The organism is Pseudomonas sp. I3-I5, assembly GCF_022699445.1.
Classification (GTDB): Bacteria; Pseudomonadota; Gammaproteobacteria; order Pseudomonadales; family Pseudomonadaceae; genus Aquipseudomonas; species Aquipseudomonas fulva.
The window spans coordinates 4,591,112-4,605,753 of record NZ_CP093940.1 but is presented as its reverse complement, the minus strand read 5'-3'; the positions used below and the strand labels follow the sequence as shown (position 1 = coordinate 4,605,753).

Below are 14,642 nucleotides of genomic sequence, written 5' to 3'. Positions count from 1 at the left end.
GATCCGTCTTGAAGATGAGAAAAGTGCCGGCTCCAGCCGGCGCAAGGGATCAAATGTAGCGGCTAGGGCCGCAAAAGCAAAGGGCAGCCCATTGATCGGTGCTGCAAAGTGGCCCGAACGGCCTCAAACCGTGCCCGTGATCTGTTGCGCCGCTGCAAAATGGCAGGTGAAGGTGCTGCCGTGGCCTGGCACGCTGCTGATCTCCAGGCGCCCGCGGTGGCGCATCAGCACATGCTTGACGATGGCCAGCCCAAGGCCCGTACCACCGGTATGGGACGCACGGCTCGAATCCACCCGATAGAACCGCTCCGTCAGCCGTGGCAGGTGCTTGGCATCGATGCCGGGCCCTGAGTCCTGCACCGACAGATGGGCGCCCTGGGCATCGGCCCACCAACGAATGCGAATGCTGCCCTCGTCCTGCGTGTACTTGACGGCATTGAATACCAGGTTGGAAAAAGCGCTGCGCAATTCCGACTCGCTGCCTTTGAGCCAGATGCCTGGCTCGGCTTCCAGGGTGATGCGCTGATTGCGGGGCCCGGACAACGCCTGCGCGTCCTGCTTGATCGCATTGAGCAGGGTGTCCACGGCCACTGGCTGGTTGTCGGATGGGTAGTCGGTGGCCTCCAGCTTGGCCAACAGCAGCAGGTCGTTGAGCAGCGTTTGCATGCGCGAGCCCTGTTGGCTCATCTGCTGCAACGCTCGACGCCAGCGGGGGTTCACATCCTCGACGTTATCCAGCAGGGTTTCCAGGTAGCCGGCGATCACGGTCAGCGGCGTTCGCAGTTCGTGGGACACGTTGGCTACGAAATCCTTGCGCATCTGTTCGAGCTGGTGGATGCGGGTCACGTCCCGAACCAGCATCAGGTGCTCGTTGTTGCCGTAGCGTGTGATGTGCAGTTGCACCCGCATGCGATCATTGATGGGTGAGGGAATCTCCAGTGGCTCGACATAGTTCTCGGCTTCGAAGTATTCCTTGAAGCGCGGATGTCGCACCAGGTTAGTGACCTGCTGGCCGCCGTCCTGGGGTGTCTTGAAGCCCAGGAGCGTCTCGGCTGCGCGGTTCCACCACTCCAGGTTGCCGTGGCTGTCGAGCATGATCACCGCGTCACGTAGCGCCGCGGTGGACTCCTGAACCCTGTCGATCACTGCTTGAAGCCTGCCACGCACACGCTGATCCCGGCGTTGCAGATGGTAGATGCTGTCGAACACCTCGCCCCACAGGCCGTAGCCGTCAGGCGGTGCTTCGTCCGGTTGGTGATTGCGCAGCCAAGCATGCAGGCGCAGCAGTTGCTTGAGCGTCCAGCCCAGGTAGAGGGCCAGGCCAATGGCCAGGCTCCAGCCATAGTAGCCACTGATCAGGCCACCGATCAGGCAGAGGGTGATCAACAGCAGCAGGTGGCGGATCAGGGTCGCATGCCAGTTCTGGTTCAATTGGGGATCCTTCGAATCCAGCGATCAACAGCAAGTACGAACCTGCACGCAGAAGCGGATCGGTAGCGCGTTCACGTCCATTCGACGGCCTTGAGCCGAGAGCTGCGTTTCAGGTCAGACCTTGGTCGAAAAGCGGTAGCCTGTGCCGCGCACCGTTTGTACCAGATTTTCATAGGCCTCACCCAGCGCCTTTCGCAAGCGGCGAATGTGGACATCGACCGTGCGTTCCTCGACGTAGACATTGCCCCCCCAGACCTGGTCCAGCAACTGGCCGCGGGTATAGGCGCGTTCCTGGTGGGTCATGAAGAATTGCAGCAGGCGGTACTCGGTAGGCCCCATCTCGGCCGGCTTGCCATCGATGGTGACGCGATGGCTGATAGGGTCCAGCAGCAGTCCGCCGACCTCGATGGGTGTCTCGCCATCACTGGGGCCGGTGCGTCGCAGCACTGCCTTGAGGCGGGCCACCAGTTCACGCGGCGAAAACGGCTTGGTGATGTAGTCGTCCGCACCCACTTCCAGGCCTTGGATCTTGTTGTCTTCCTCGCCCTTGGCGGTAAGCATGATGATCGGAATGTCCCCGGTCAGCTCGTCGCGCTTCAGCCGCCGGGCCAGCTCGATGCCCGAGGTGCCGGGAAGCATCCAGTCCAGCAGGATCAGGTCCGGCTTACGGTCGACGATGATGGCATGGGCCTGTTGGGAGCTTTCTGCTTCCAGGCACTCATAACCTGCCATCTCCAGGGCCACGGCAATCATCTCGCGGATGGGCGCCTCGTCGTCGACGATCAGAATATTCCTGCCAGCCATGCTCAAAACCTCTCCTGGATTCGCTGTCTTGGCCCCGCATTAGATAACGGAATTATTGCAGCTGTGTGACAGGGTATTGGCGGTTCTCGCGACATTCAATGACTGGGCTAGGCTTCACAGGGCGGCGGTTGCGCCTGCAACCGAACCTTTTCCTCACGATACGGTGAATCCAATGACACGACATACGCTGAGCTGGATGGCCCTTTGCGCGGCCTTTTCGCTACCGGGCATCGCCTTGGCCGAGCCGGCCATGGAAAAGGAGGGCATGTGGGTGAATGACCAGGGCATGACGCTCTATACCTTCGACAAGGACACCGGTGGCAAGTCGATGTGCAACGGCGAGTGTGCTAGCAATTGGCCGCCCTTGATGGTCAAGGCCGAGGATCAGGCAGCCGAAGGCAAATGGACCGTGGTCATGCGTGATGACGGCAGCAAGCAATGGGCCTATGCCGGCAAGCCGCTGTATACCTTCGTCAAGGACAAGCAGGCGGGGGACAGGCACGGTGACGGGCTCAAGGACGTCTGGCACATTGCCAAACCCTGATGGGTTAGCCACACGGCCTCTCACCTGAACAGGTCGCCATGCGGTGTGAACCACGCGGACCTTGCTGAGGCGGTACCGCGCCTCAGCGCACCGCTCAACGCAGCGCGTAATCCAGTACCACGCCCATGAACACCAGCAACCCGGCCCAGTGGTTGTGCAGGAACGCCTTGAAGCATGCCTCTCGGTCCAGGCGGCGTGTGGACCAGAATTCCCAGACGAAACAGCACGCGGCGCCCAGCAGGCCCAGGTAGAACCAGCCGCCGAGGGCGAAGCTGCTGCCGGCCAGCATCAGGCAGCCCAGCGAAAGCCCCTGCAAGCTCAGGATGATCACCCGGTCAGCCTCGCCAAACAGGATGGCCGTGGACTTCACACCGATCTTCAGGTCATCGTCGCGATCGACCATGGCGTAGTAGGTATCGTAAGCCACCGTCCACAGCAGATTGGCGATGTACAGTAGCCAGGCGGCGGCCGGCAGCTCACCTCCGGCCGCGGTGAAGGCCATGGGAATGCCCCATGAATAGGCGGCGCCCAGCACCACTTGTGGGTAATAGGTGTAGCGCTTCATGAAGGGGTAGCAGAACGCGAGCGCGACCGCCGCGAACGAAAGCCAGACGGTTTCGCTGTTGGTGCACAGCACCAGCAGGAAACTCACGCCCACCAGGACGGCAAACAGCGTCAGCGCTTCGCGTGGGCGTACACGCCCACTGGCCAAAGGTCGATCAGCGGTGCGCTTGACGTGCCCATCCACTTTGCGGTCGGCAAAATCATTGATGCAGCAACCGGCGGCGCGCATGAGCACCACACCCAACCCGAAGATCAGCACATTGGCCAACGTCGGTGAACCCTGACCGGCAATCCACACCGCCGACAGGGTTGGCCAGAGCAGCAGATAAATGCCGATGGGCCTGTCCATACGGCTTAGCTGGACAAAGTCCCAAGCGCGCGGGTGAAGGCGGTTCAACGACTTGAGCAGTTGCACGTACATCAACGGGTATCCTCGCGTGCCGCCTGCCACAACGCCGGCAGAAATACTTCGGCGACGAGCAGGTCGAGTCCATCTCGGGAGAAGCGTGAACGGCGTCCCCACAGGCCTGGGCTTGCGACTTCAGCGGGCAGCCAGGTTTCGGGGTAATGGCATACCTGCAAGGGGTGGCGGGTGAACGCTCTGTCGCAGAACAGCAGCTCGCCCAGCGAGCGACTGCCGAGCGACTCGAGGTCCAGGCCGCCACGTTCCAGCGCCACACGGCTGGCCACGCTGCGGGCAAATACCCACGGCTGACCATGCCCGCGCAGGAACACCTCCCTGACCCAACCCTGGGCGCCGGGCGCGATGCCAAGGGCCAGGCATTCATCTTCGCGCAGCGGCTGCCAGCCTTCGAACAGTGGCGTTACGCAGAAATCGTCGCCGGACAGTCGAGTCAGCCGACGTGTGAGCGAGCCCTCATCGAATAACCAGTCCAGCATGGAGGTGGCGAGGCTGGCCTGCACCTGTGGATACGCTAGCCACGCGACAGCGGCTGCGTGCGGGGTTGGGTACGACACGTCGGTCTGCTTGTTACAACCAAAGAGGCCGCGAGCTTAGCATGAATGCCCCGACTGCTTGCATACTGCCGGCAGGGCCGCTACAAAGCCTTTCGATTGCACCTTGGCCCGTGAAGAGGCCGCAAGTTCAAACCCAAGCCGAGCCTGAACCGAGGAAACCCGTTCCGATGAAAAAGTGGCAATGTATTGTCTGCGGTCTGATCTATGACGAAGCCGATGGCTGGCCGGATGATGGAATCGCACCCGGCACGCGCTGGGAAGACGTACCCGAAGACTGGCTCTGCCCGGACTGCGGGGTTGGCAAGAGCGACTTTGAAATGATCGCCATCGGTTGATCGAGGAAACCCCTATGACGCCTCCTATAGTCATCATCGGCACCGGGCTTGCGGGCTACAACCTCGCCCGGGAATTGCGCAAGTTTGATGCGCTCACACCCGTGCTGATGATCACTGCCGATGATGGGCGGTCCTATTCCAAGCCCATGCTTTCGACCGGCTTTGCCAAGCAGAAGGACGCCGAGGGGTTGTGCATGGCCGAGCCCGGCGCCATGGCCGAGCAATTGAACGTCGAGGTGCGCACGCATACGCGCATAACGGGTATCGACCCAGGCCACAAGCGCCTGTGGATCGGCGAGGAGGCAGTGCCCTATCGTGACCTCGTCCTGGCGCTGGGTGCACAGACCATCAGCGTGCCTGTCGAAGGGGATGCCAGCGACCTGATGTTCCCGATCAACGACCTTGAAGACTACGCGCGCCTGCGTGCTGCGGCTGACGGCAAGCAGCGGGTGTTGATCCTGGGCGCCGGTCTTATCGGCTGTGAGTTTGCCAACGACATGCGTCTTGGCGGCTTCGAGGTCGACGTGGTCGCGCCCTGCGAGCAGATCATGCCCACCCTGTTGCACCCGGCGGCGGCACAGGCGGTACAGGGCGGGCTGCAGGGTATCGGTATTCGTTTTCATCTCGGGCCCGTGCTGACGCGCTTGCAGCGCCAGGGTGACGGCGTGTGCGCACAGTTGTCCGACGGCCAGGTCATCGCATGCGATCTGGTCGTGTCGGCCGTAGGCCTGCGCCCCCGAACGGACCTGGCTGCCGCAGCGGGCCTGCAGACGGGGCGGGGTATCCGTGTGGACCGGTTTCTGCGTACCTCTCATGCCAATATCCACGCCTTGGGCGACTGCGCCGAGGTGGACGGCATCAACCTGCTGTACGTCATGCCGTTGATGAGTGGTGTTCGAGCACTGGCGCAGACGCTGACAGGCACCCCCACTGCCGTCAGCTATGGGCCCATGCCCATCACGGTCAAGACGCCTGCCTGTCCTCTGGTGGTTTCGCCACCACCGAATGGACAAGTCGGGACGTGGCAGGCGGAGGGGGAGGGCAATGACGTCAAGGCGCTCTGCCATGCAGCCGATGGCCAGCTGATCGGGTACGCCCTTACGGGCAATGCCGTGATGGAACGACTGACCCTCAATCGCCAGCTGCCACCGGTTATGGCGTAAATGGCGCCCGAACTGTCGTGTATGCCTTTTTTGCGCATGCATTATGGCCGTACCGATACTGGCGCGGTACTCAAGCGCGTGCCATTCTCACACTCGTCTGCTGCGGCTTAGAGCCTGTGGCGCCTTGAACGCTGCCCACGAGGCGGCACGGCATAACAACAAGAATCCCGTCAAAGAGGCTTCATCATCATGCGCAAACCAGAACTCGCCGCTGTCATCGCCGAGAAGACCGACCTGACCAAAGACCAGGCCAACCAGGTGCTGAACGCGATCCTCGAAAGCATTACCCAGGCTGTGAACAACGATACAGTGACGCTGGTGGGTTTCGGCACCTTCGAGAAGCGTCATCGTGGGGCGCGGACCGGTAAAAACCCGCAGACGGGTGAGCCCGTCAAGATCAAGGCAAGTAACACGGTAGCCTTCAAGCCAGGCAAGAATTTGCGCGACAGTATCAACGTGCCTGCCAAGCCTGCCAAAAAGACGAAATAACCCAGGCCTGTCAGCGTCATGACGATCGAACGGGCGCTGACAGCGCCCGTTGCCGTTGCATGCGAAAAAAGATTCGTTGAGCCCCTGCAAAGCATATAAAGCGGATAAACTGGCGCTCACAGTCACTTTTTATACGAGACGCTTGAATGAAGTTCCGCTTACTTCTCTGGGTCATGGGCCTGCTGATGGCCAGGGCAAGCCGAAACAATCCGGCTTTCCAGCAGCAGCTCAAGGGCAAGGATCTGGTATTCCAGATGCAGACCCTCGATGGCAAGATCGCCCGTCATTTCATCGTCGCCAACGAACGCATCCGTAGCAAAAGTGGCGCGTTCGCGCAGCCTGCCTTCGCCATCGCCTTCAAGGACGCTGCCTATGGCTTCACTACCTTGCAGGCGCGCAACAAGCAGCTGGCATTCATGCAGGGCATCCAGGACAAGGCGATCCAGATCAAGGGCAACCCGGCTTTGGTGATGTGGTTTCAGGGCCTGATGAAGTACCTGAAACCAAAAAAGAAGCATTGACCGCGCAGGGGCCGAGCTAGCGTCCCTGTCAGTCAGTGCGGCGCCGCGAACTGAGAGGCAAGCTCGCGCAGCAAGGCCTCGGCATCGAGTACCTTGTTTACGGCATCCTCGGCCTTGTCGCGGGAAAGCCCGAGCCGCTCAAGCAATGCATCGGGAATCTCCTCTTTCGGGCCCGAACCGATACCCCGTGAGCGAAGCAATCGGGTGGCGAGGAAAACCAGGTTGGGAAAGGCTGCATAATCGCCGTCGTAGGTGGGGTCATGCTGGAAGCGCAGCGCCGTGGACAACTCCTCGGGCATGTCCCACAGCTTCATCAGCCAGGCACCAATCTGCTCGCGGCTGATTCCCAACAGGTGGCGCTCCACATAGGTGTGGCATAGATGTGGGTTGACCTCCAGGTGCCGGCAGATCAGCGAAAAATGCGGCGGAAACACATGCGCCAGCAGCAAGTACCCGAAATTGTGCAGAAGGCCGGCAAGGTAGGTGAGCCCTGCCTCGGGTCGTTCGGCACGGGGCATTGCACGAGTGAGGCCCTCGATGACAGCTGCCGTGTAGATAGAGTGCTGCCAGTAAGGCGTCGCTTGCTGAGGCTGGTCCTTGGGCAGGCTGAGCGTCTTGCCCATCGCCAGGCCCAAGGCCAGGTTGATCACCAGATCGAAACCCAGCACCCTGACAATCGCATCTTCGACCGAGCGTACCTTGCCGGGCGAGGCGTAATAGGGCGATGCCGCCCAGCTCACGACCTGCGCCGCCAGTGCCGGGTCGGTTTCCACCACGCCGGTGATATCGTCGATGCTGGCATTGGGGTCGACACGCAGCTTCATGATCTTCTGCGCGGTATCGGCCAGAGGCGGAATTTCAATGGTTTCTTCGAGCCGCTTCTGAATGCGTCGCGCAGTGAAGGCCTGAACTGCCTGGTTGATCTCGCGGGTGTCATCGTCCGGGCGGTCCAGGTTGAGGGTAATGGCCTGCACCTCCTGCCCGAAGGCACTGGCGCTGGCTTTGCTCAGCAGGCGTTTGAACGGGTCACGGTCGATGGCCAGCAGCAGGCCCTCTTGGCCTGACTGGATGAATACGGTCGCCGGTTCGAGCAGGCTTTTTTCGTACTGGCAAGGTGAGCTGGTCAGCGCCGGTATGCCCGGGAGAACCTTGAGATGGTGTTTTTCCAGCATTTGGCGCAAGCGGGGCACCGGCACAGCGGTGAGCGTGCGGCCGGTCAGCTCGGTAAGCCGGCTCAGGTCCAGCAGTTGGCTTTGCGGCAGCAGCACCATGAGTGCGCCCACCTCGTCGTCCAGTAGCACCGCCTGCACACAGGCCTGAGCCGGCGGGCGTGAATGTGCCAACACCTCACGGTAGGCGACGCCGAGCTTGTCGAGCAGCAACCGGATAACCGACGGTGTTTGTGGGGTTGCGGTGTCCAAGGCAGCTTGAGTCATGGTCCGTGTCCACTGATTCCTAAAAGCGAAGTATAACCAGCCTCGCCGGGAGGCTGGATCCATTGACCACTTGGGTCAGACTTGGCCGTACTGCTGCCCGTGACGCAGCCAGCGTTCAAGCAAGGGGCTGACATGTTCCGGCCAGCGGGCCACCAATGCCTGGGCTGCATCACGAACGGCCGGAAGCAGATCGGCATCGCGCATCAGGTCAGCGACCTTGAACTGCAGCAGGCCCGTCTGGCGCGTGCCGAGCATCTCGCCAGGGCCGCGCAGCTCCAGGTCCTTTTCCGCGATGATGAAGCCATCGTTGGTTTCGCGCATGATGCCCAGGCGTTCGCGGCCCACCTGTGACAAGGGCGGGTGATACAGCAGGACGCAGTGGCTGGCAGCGCTGCCACGGCCCACCCGCCCACGCAACTGGTGCAGCTGGGCCAACCCCAGGCGTTCCGGGTTTTCGATGATCATCAGGCTGGCGTTGGGCACATCGACGCCGACTTCGATCACGGTCGTGGCAACCAGCAGTTGCAGATCACCGGCTTTGAATTGGGCCATGATCTCGGCTTTTTCTGCCGGTTTCATGCGCCCGTGAATCAGCCCGACCCGCAACTCGCCCAGGGCGCTGCCAAGTTCCTCGTAAGTGCTCTCGGCGGCCTGGCAGGTCAACTCTTCAGACTCTTCGATGAGGGTACAGACCCAATAGGCCTGACGGCCTTCAGCGCAGGCAGCGCGTACCCGTTCGACCACTTCGAAGCGGCGGCTGTCGGCCACCAGCACCGTGTTGACCGGTGTACGCCCGGGAGGCAATTCGTCCAGCACGGACGTATCCAGGTCAGCATAGGCGCTCATGGCCAACGTACGCGGAATGGGCGTCGCCGTCATGATCAGCTGATGCGGACACAACTCGCCATTCACACCCTTTTTGCGCAAGGCCAGGCGCTGCTGGACGCCAAACCGGTGCTGCTCGTCGATGATGGCCAGGGCGAGGTGCTTGAACTTGACCTCTTCCTGGAACAGGGCATGGGTACCCACCACCATTGGCGCACCGGCGGCGATCTGCTCCAGTGCACTGGCCCGGGCCTTGCCCTTGAGCTTGCCAGCGAGCCAGGCGACTTCGATGCCCAGTGGCTCCAGCCAGCGCTTGAAGGTGATGTAGTGCTGCTCGGCAAGAATCTCGGTAGGCGCCATCAGCGCAACCTGGTAACCCGCCTCCAACGCCTGAAGGGCTGCCAGTGCCGCAACCACGGTCTTGCCGGCCCCCACATCACCTTGAACCAGGCGCAGCATGGGTTCGTGCTGGCTGAGGTCGTAGGCAATTTCATTGGCGACCCGCTGCTGCGCCCCGGTAGGCTTGAAGCCGAGATTGGCCAGGTACTCGTCCTGCAGGCGCGAGGGCTTGGGCAGCACCGGCGCGCGCAGGCTGCGCAGGCTTTCGCGCAGTCGCTGCTGCGACAGCTGGTGGGTCAGCAGTTCTTCGAACGCCAGGCGGTGCTGGGCCCAGTGGTGGCCTTCGGCAAGCTCATCGAGGTCGGCGTCAGCCGGCGGGTTGTGCAAGTAACGTATGGCATCGTCCAGCGGGGCCAGCTGATAATCGCGTGCAAGCTCCTCGGGTAGCCAGTCCGGCAAGCTGCGCGGCCCGAGCAGGGCGAGGCTCTGTTGGCAGAGCAGGCGCAGCCGTTGCTGGGTGAGCCCCTCGGTGGACGGGTAAATCGGGGTAAGCGTCTGTTCGACCGGCGGCGGCGGTTCGTCGCCGTTCAGCGCACGGTATTCCGGGTGATAGATCTCCAGGCCCGACGCGCCCGGCCGGGCTTCGCCGTAGCAACGCAGGTGGGTGCCGCGTTTGAGCCCTTCCTTCTGTGCGTTGCTGAAATGGTAGAAGCGCAGGCTCAGCACGCCGCTCCCGTCGCCGAGACGAACGACGAGGCTACGTCGTTTGCCCATGGTCACGTCCGCGCCGCTGACCACGCCCTCGATCACCGCATCCTGCCCCGGCCGGAGTTGCCCGATCGGCACCACGCGGGTGCGGTCCTGGTAGCGCAAGGGCAGGTGGAACAACACATCCTGCAGGTTCTCCAGGCCCACCTTGGCAAGCTTCTGCGCCATGGCGTCTCCGACACCCTTGAGTACCGTGACCGGTACCTTCGACAACTCACTCATGGCTCAGGCAGTTTGCTCAGTGGGCGTTTTGGCGACCGAGCACAGGCGGATCGAGTCGGCAAGAATCTCGATGGCTTTGGGCCGCGGGAAACTGGCGCGCCACGCGATCGCCACGGTACGAAATGGCGCTGGTGCAGTCAGCGGGCGCACCTCGATCACGCCCGGTGCATAGTGATGGCTGTGCACGGCCGACAGCGGCAGAATAGAGACCCCCAGCCCAGAGGCCACCATGTGGCGAATGGTTTCCAGCGAACTGGATTCGACCGTGGTGTGGCGTGCGCCTTCACCGCCCTTGTTCAAGGTGGGGCACGCCTCCAGCACCTGGTCGCGGAAGCAGTGACCCTCGCCCAGCAGCAACAGACTCTTGTCGTTTAGCGATGCCGCATCGATGGTTTTCTTCGCCGTCCATGGGTGGTCGGCTGGCATCAGTGCGCAGAAAGGCTCGTCGTAGAGCGGCAGGGTCAGCACGTCGGCCTCGTTGAAGGGGAGGGCGACGATCACCGCATCCAGTTCACCGTTACGCAGCTTCTCACGCAGCACATGGGTGAAATTTTCCTCGATGTACAACGGCATCTGCGGTGCCACGCGGTGCAGCTGTGGGATCAGGTGAGGAAAGAGGTAAGGGCCGACCGTGTAGATCGCGCCCACCTTGAGCGGAGCGGTCAATTGGTTTTTGCCGGCCTGGGCCAGCTCGCGGATGCCCTGAGCCTGTTCGAGAACTTTCTGAGCCTGGGCCACGATGCCTTCGCCAACCGGCGTGAGGCGCACCGCGCTCTTGCTGCGCTCGAAGATCAGTACGCCGAGCTCATCCTCGAGCTTCTTCACACCCACCGAAAGGGTAGGCTGGCTCACGTGGCAACGCTCGGCTGCATGGCCGAAGTGCTGTTCCTGGGCGAGTGTGACGATGTAACGGAGTTCTGTGAGGGTCATAACGTGCGTCCATGAAGTTGCGAGCCCAGCATAGCGGCTGCAATCGATAGACGCACGTTATCAGACTTGCCGATTTGTGACAGAAACAAAAGCGTCAGCGGCGGTCCAGTGAGTACACGAACGGCGCGACGACTTCGATCGTCCCGTTGTTCAGCAGCTCAGCCGGCGGTTTGGGCACCTTGCCCGCTCGCCGAATCATTTCCATGGTCGCCCGGTCCAGTGACGCGCTACCCGACCCCCCGGCCAGTGAATACGACACGACCTTGCCCTCGGCATCGACCACGAAGCGCAGGCGATTGATGCCCTGCAAGCCTCTGCGGCGCGCGTCTTCCGGGTATCGCTTGTACTTCGCCAGGTGGCGCAGCAGGTCACTCTGCCAGGTCGGCAGTGCGGTGCTGTTGGATGCGACGCTCGGTGCCGGTGCTGCGGATTTCTGCGGCGGCGTATTGCTGGGTGGTGCGTCTACCGTTTCCTTGGTAGGCGGCGCTTCCTTCGGCGGCTCAGGCTTTTTCTCAGGCTTGGGCGGCTGTGGCTTGGCCTTCGGCTTGGGCGGCTTGGGAATGGCGATTTTGGGTTTAGGGGCTTCCACTACCTTCGGCAGCGGGGGTTCTTCGACCGGCGCCGGTGGTTGGGGAACTGCTTTGGGAGGAGGTGGTGGCGCAGGCTCCGGCAGTGGTGCCAGCTCGACCATCATGGCTGCCGGGGGCAGCTCGATGGCCTGGGGCACCGACCAGTTGAGCATGAGCAGCACAGCGACGGCATGGACACCCAGCACGAGCGCCAGGCTGCCGCTGTAACGCGCCAGATTGTGCCGCGTCTTCGTCATTTCTTGGCTGCCGTCTCAAGACCTACCAGACCGACTTTGAGGTAGCCGGCCGCGCGCATGTTGTTCATCACTTCCATCAGGTCACCGTAATCCACGCCTTTGTCGGCCTGGAAGAAAATGGTGGTGTCCTTGTCACCCTTGGTCTTGGCATCCAGCATCGGGCCAAGGCGCTCGGGCGCCGGAACCGGGTCATCGCCGACATAGAGCTTCTGGTCGGCCTTGACGCTGACGAAGACAGGCTTCTCGGGCCTGGGCGCCGGCTTGGCCGTCGAGGCAGGCAGGTCGACCTTGATGTCGACCGTGGCAAGGGGCGCTGCGACCATGAAGATGATCAGCAGTACCAACATCACGTCGATGAACGGCGTCACGTTGATTTCGTGGTTTTCGGCGAGGTCGTCGCCACCTTCGTTCAGATGCAGGCCCATGGCTTACCCCACTTTCACCATGTGCGGGGCGGCGCGATCGCTGCCCTGATGGTCCAGGTCACGGCTGACCAGCAGCAGTACCTGGGCCGACGCGTCGGACACCTGCGCCTTGTAGCCGGCGATAGAGCGGGCGAAGACGTTGTAGATGACTACGGCGGGGATGGCGGCAACCAGGCCCAGTGCAGTGGCCAGCAGCGCTTCTGCAATACCCGGGGCGACCACGGCGAGGTTGGTGGTCTGGGTCTTGGCGATGCCGATGAAGCTGTTCATGATGCCCCACACGGTGCCGAACAGGCCCACGAAGGGCGCAGTGGAGCCGATGGTGGCCAGCACGCCCGTGCCGCTGCTCATGTTACGTCCGCTGGCGTGGACCAGTCGTTCCAGACGGAAGCTCACGCGCTCCTTGATGCCTTCCTTTTCACGGGCATTGGCCGACAGGCGCATTTCCTCGAGCGCATCGTGAACCAGGGTGTGGGCCAGGGTGCCTTCCTTGTTGGAGACTTCGCTGGCTTCCTTGAGGCTGGCCGATTTCTTCAGGCGGGCGATTTCCCCGCGCAGGCGGCGCTTGGCACCCATCAATTCGAAGCCTTTGGCGATCCAGATGGTCCAAGTGATGATCGAGGCGATGGCCAGGCCGATCATGACGGCCTTGACCACGACATCGGCGTTTTTGTACATGCCCCAGGGCGACAGGTCATGGGCCATGCCGAGCGAGGTATCTTCCACCAAGGCTTGCACGTTAGGGTCTGCAGCAACAGGAGCCGGTGCGACGGTACCCGGTGCCGCTTCGCCGGCCGGAGCGCTAGCGGGCGCTGCAGCGCTGGCCGCCGGGGCCGTTACCGGAGCGGTGGCATTGGGCTCATCGGCCATGGCGACCGGGGCCAGCGCCAGGCCGAGAATCAGCGCAGCGGTGGCGCGCCAGGCGCGCGATGGGGTTGGCGAAGCGGAAGGTTGGGTACGTGTCATGCTGGCCGGACCTGATGAAGATGATGGGTGAGCGTTCTTCAAGGCCTCGAGGCAGGCCGAGAACAATTTGGCCGCCATTATTGCAAGTAATTCTTGTTAACAAAAGTAATATTGTTGCTTTTTCTCCTGCAGGCGGGCTGAGTAATCGGCCCTAGAGGGCTTCAGATGTCTGACTTGAGTGTGTTGATCGTAGGATGTGGTGACGTCGGTAGTCGCCTCGCGCGACAAATGCTAGCGCGTGGTTGGCAGGTCAGCGGTTTGCGCCGTTCGGTGGCGCAGTTGCCTGAAGGTGTAGTGCCGATCGCGGCTGATCTGTCGGACCCGACCATTCCAGCCGCCTGGCCTGAGCAGGCACCTGACTACCTGGTGTATTGCGTGGCTGCCAGCCAGCATGACGAGGCAGGTTATGAGGCGGCGTATGTCCAGGGGTTGCGTCATGTGCAGCGCTGGCTGGCCGAGCGAGGGCAACGACCACGACGCCTTTTGTTCGTATCCAGCAGCAGCGTATTTGGGCAAAAGGGGGGCGAGTGGGTTGATGAGCAATCGGCCACCGAACCTGACGGCTACTCGGGGCGCATCATGCTCGAGGCTGAAAGGCTGGCGTTATCCGGTGCTGTCCCAGCCAGCGTGGTTCGCCTGACCGGCATCTATGGCCCAGGCCGCGAGTGGCTGTTGCGTCAGGTGCGTCAGGGTTATCGCGTCGCCGAGCAACCGCCTTTGTATGGCAACCGCATTCATGTAGACGATGCTGCCAGTCTGCTGGCATTCCTGCTGCAATGCGACAGCGAAGGCAAGGCGCTGGACGATTGCTACATCGGCGTGGACGACAGCCCGGCGCCACTGGCCGACGTCGTAACTTGGCTGCGTCATCAGCTGGGGGTCACGCAGTGGTCCGATGAAGAGCGAGTGCGTCGCACGGGCAGCAAGCGCTGCAGCAACGCCCGCGCACGGGTGCTAGGCTGGTCGCCGCAGTACCCCAGCTACAAGGAAGGCTACGGGGCAATCCTTGGGCAGTGATCGCCTGGCTGACGCTCAGGTAGCCTGCGTGCTACCTGAGCGCTGACTGGACGGGTAGG

At 62.2% G+C, this 14,642-nt stretch carries 16 protein-coding genes; 6 read left to right on the top strand and 10 right to left on the bottom strand.

The window, feature by feature from the left end; translation table 11 throughout:
* Window positions 1-123: 123 nt before the first annotated feature.
* Window positions 124-1,431, bottom strand: coding sequence for a phosphate regulon sensor histidine kinase PhoR (gene phoR / locus MOP87_RS20700; RefSeq protein WP_027913351.1), 1,308 nt, complete (start codon window positions 1,429-1,431; stop codon window positions 124-126).
* A 114-nt stretch (window positions 1,432-1,545) separates the two neighbouring features.
* Window positions 1,546-2,235 (bottom strand): phosphate regulon transcriptional regulator PhoB, encoded by a 690-nt coding sequence (gene phoB / locus MOP87_RS20695; protein ID WP_023532543.1) that lies wholly within the window; start codon window positions 2,233-2,235, stop codon window positions 1,546-1,548.
* Between the two features lie 172 nt (window positions 2,236-2,407).
* On the opposite strand from phoB, the gene MOP87_RS20690 reads away from it, so the two are divergent.
* Window positions 2,408-2,779 (top strand): hypothetical protein, encoded by a 372-nt coding sequence (locus MOP87_RS20690; protein WP_242809949.1) that lies wholly within the window; start codon window positions 2,408-2,410, stop codon window positions 2,777-2,779.
* Between the two features lie 94 nt (window positions 2,780-2,873).
* On the opposite strand, the gene ubiA is transcribed toward MOP87_RS20690, so the two are convergent.
* Window positions 2,874-3,764 (bottom strand): 4-hydroxybenzoate octaprenyltransferase, encoded by an 891-nt coding sequence (gene ubiA / locus MOP87_RS20685; protein WP_028686782.1) that lies wholly within the window; start codon window positions 3,762-3,764, stop codon window positions 2,874-2,876.
* Complete coding sequence (locus MOP87_RS20680) at window positions 3,764-4,321, bottom strand: chorismate lyase (protein WP_088522817.1); 558 nt, start codon at window positions 4,319-4,321, stop codon at window positions 3,764-3,766. Before MOP87_RS20680 ends, ubiA begins: the two co-directional genes overlap by 1 nt.
* A gap of 167 nt (window positions 4,322-4,488) precedes the next feature.
* On the opposite strand from MOP87_RS20680, the gene MOP87_RS20675 reads away from it, so the two are divergent.
* From MOP87_RS20675 to MOP87_RS20660, 4 genes are all read left to right on the top strand, one after another.
* Window positions 4,489-4,656, top strand: a complete 168-nt coding sequence (locus MOP87_RS20675) for a rubredoxin (protein ID WP_023532601.1) — start codon at window positions 4,489-4,491, stop codon at window positions 4,654-4,656.
* A 14-nt stretch (window positions 4,657-4,670) separates the two neighbouring features.
* Window positions 4,671-5,819 (top strand): FAD-dependent oxidoreductase, encoded by a 1,149-nt coding sequence (locus MOP87_RS20670; protein ID WP_027913355.1) that lies wholly within the window; start codon window positions 4,671-4,673, stop codon window positions 5,817-5,819.
* 189 nt (window positions 5,820-6,008) lie between these two features.
* Window positions 6,009-6,308, top strand: coding sequence for an HU family DNA-binding protein (locus MOP87_RS20665; protein ID WP_023532344.1), 300 nt, complete (start codon window positions 6,009-6,011; stop codon window positions 6,306-6,308).
* A gap of 146 nt (window positions 6,309-6,454) precedes the next feature.
* Entirely contained in the window at window positions 6,455-6,829 is a 375-nt protein-coding gene (locus MOP87_RS20660) for a helicase (protein WP_110606339.1), read from the top strand.
* A gap of 32 nt (window positions 6,830-6,861) precedes the next feature.
* Here the strand turns inward: MOP87_RS20660 and MOP87_RS20655 are convergent, their stop codons facing one another.
* From MOP87_RS20655 to exbB, 6 genes are all read right to left on the bottom strand, one after another.
* The gene (locus MOP87_RS20655) at window positions 6,862-8,265 is read right to left on the bottom strand and encodes an aminoacyl-tRNA deacylase and HDOD domain-containing protein (RefSeq protein WP_027913357.1); all 1,404 of its coding nucleotides are present in this window, start codon (window positions 8,263-8,265) and stop codon (window positions 6,862-6,864) included.
* A gap of 75 nt (window positions 8,266-8,340) precedes the next feature.
* Window positions 8,341-10,419, bottom strand: a complete 2,079-nt coding sequence (recG, locus tag MOP87_RS20650; RefSeq protein WP_128610025.1) for an ATP-dependent DNA helicase RecG — start codon at window positions 10,417-10,419, stop codon at window positions 8,341-8,343.
* Between the two features lie 3 nt (window positions 10,420-10,422).
* Window positions 10,423-11,349 (bottom strand): hydrogen peroxide-inducible genes activator, encoded by a 927-nt coding sequence (locus MOP87_RS20645; protein ID WP_023532770.1) that lies wholly within the window; start codon window positions 11,347-11,349, stop codon window positions 10,423-10,425.
* A gap of 94 nt (window positions 11,350-11,443) precedes the next feature.
* Window positions 11,444-12,175: an energy transducer TonB gene (locus MOP87_RS20640; protein WP_027913359.1), complete on the bottom strand. Its 732-nt coding sequence runs from the start codon at window positions 12,173-12,175 to the stop codon at window positions 11,444-11,446.
* Window positions 12,172-12,600, bottom strand: a complete 429-nt coding sequence (gene exbD / locus MOP87_RS20635; protein WP_027913360.1) for a TonB system transport protein ExbD — start codon at window positions 12,598-12,600, stop codon at window positions 12,172-12,174. Before exbD ends, MOP87_RS20640 begins: the two co-directional genes overlap by 4 nt.
* A gap of 3 nt (window positions 12,601-12,603) precedes the next feature.
* Entirely contained in the window at window positions 12,604-13,566 is a 963-nt protein-coding gene (gene exbB / locus MOP87_RS20630) for a tonB-system energizer ExbB (protein WP_145278789.1), read from the bottom strand.
* A 165-nt stretch (window positions 13,567-13,731) separates the two neighbouring features.
* On the opposite strand from exbB, the gene MOP87_RS20625 reads away from it, so the two are divergent.
* On the top strand, window positions 13,732-14,583 hold the full coding sequence (locus MOP87_RS20625; protein WP_242809948.1) for an SDR family oxidoreductase: 852 nt from the start codon (window positions 13,732-13,734) through the stop codon (window positions 14,581-14,583).
* Window positions 14,584-14,642 lie beyond the last annotated feature (59 nt).

Excerpts from the sequence above, each read along its gene's own strand:
- phoB (WP_023532543.1), bottom strand. The coding sequence starts at position 2,235 with ATGGCTGGCAGGAATATTCTGATCGTCGACGACGAGGCGCCCATCCGC.
- MOP87_RS20690 (WP_242809949.1), top strand. The coding sequence starts at position 2,408 with ATGACACGACATACGCTGAGCTGGATGGCCCTTTGCGCGGCCTTTTCG.
- ubiA (WP_028686782.1), bottom strand. The coding sequence starts at position 3,764 with ATGTACGTGCAACTGCTCAAGTCGTTGAACCGCCTTCACCCGCGCGCT.
- MOP87_RS20675 (WP_023532601.1), top strand. The coding sequence starts at position 4,489 with ATGAAAAAGTGGCAATGTATTGTCTGCGGTCTGATCTATGACGAAGCC.
- MOP87_RS20670 (WP_027913355.1), top strand. The coding sequence starts at position 4,671 with ATGACGCCTCCTATAGTCATCATCGGCACCGGGCTTGCGGGCTACAAC.
- MOP87_RS20665 (WP_023532344.1), top strand. The coding sequence starts at position 6,009 with ATGCGCAAACCAGAACTCGCCGCTGTCATCGCCGAGAAGACCGACCTG.
- MOP87_RS20660 (WP_110606339.1), top strand. The coding sequence starts at position 6,455 with ATGAAGTTCCGCTTACTTCTCTGGGTCATGGGCCTGCTGATGGCCAGG.
- MOP87_RS20655 (WP_027913357.1), bottom strand. The coding sequence starts at position 8,265 with ATGACTCAAGCTGCCTTGGACACCGCAACCCCACAAACACCGTCGGTT.
- recG (WP_128610025.1), bottom strand. The coding sequence starts at position 10,419 with ATGAGTGAGTTGTCGAAGGTACCGGTCACGGTACTCAAGGGTGTCGGA.
- MOP87_RS20645 (WP_023532770.1), bottom strand. The coding sequence starts at position 11,349 with ATGACCCTCACAGAACTCCGTTACATCGTCACACTCGCCCAGGAACAG.
- MOP87_RS20640 (WP_027913359.1), bottom strand. The coding sequence starts at position 12,175 with ATGACGAAGACGCGGCACAATCTGGCGCGTTACAGCGGCAGCCTGGCG.
- exbD (WP_027913360.1), bottom strand. The coding sequence starts at position 12,600 with ATGGGCCTGCATCTGAACGAAGGTGGCGACGACCTCGCCGAAAACCAC.
- exbB (WP_145278789.1), bottom strand. The coding sequence starts at position 13,566 with ATGACACGTACCCAACCTTCCGCTTCGCCAACCCCATCGCGCGCCTGG.
- MOP87_RS20625 (WP_242809948.1), top strand. The coding sequence starts at position 13,732 with ATGTCTGACTTGAGTGTGTTGATCGTAGGATGTGGTGACGTCGGTAGT.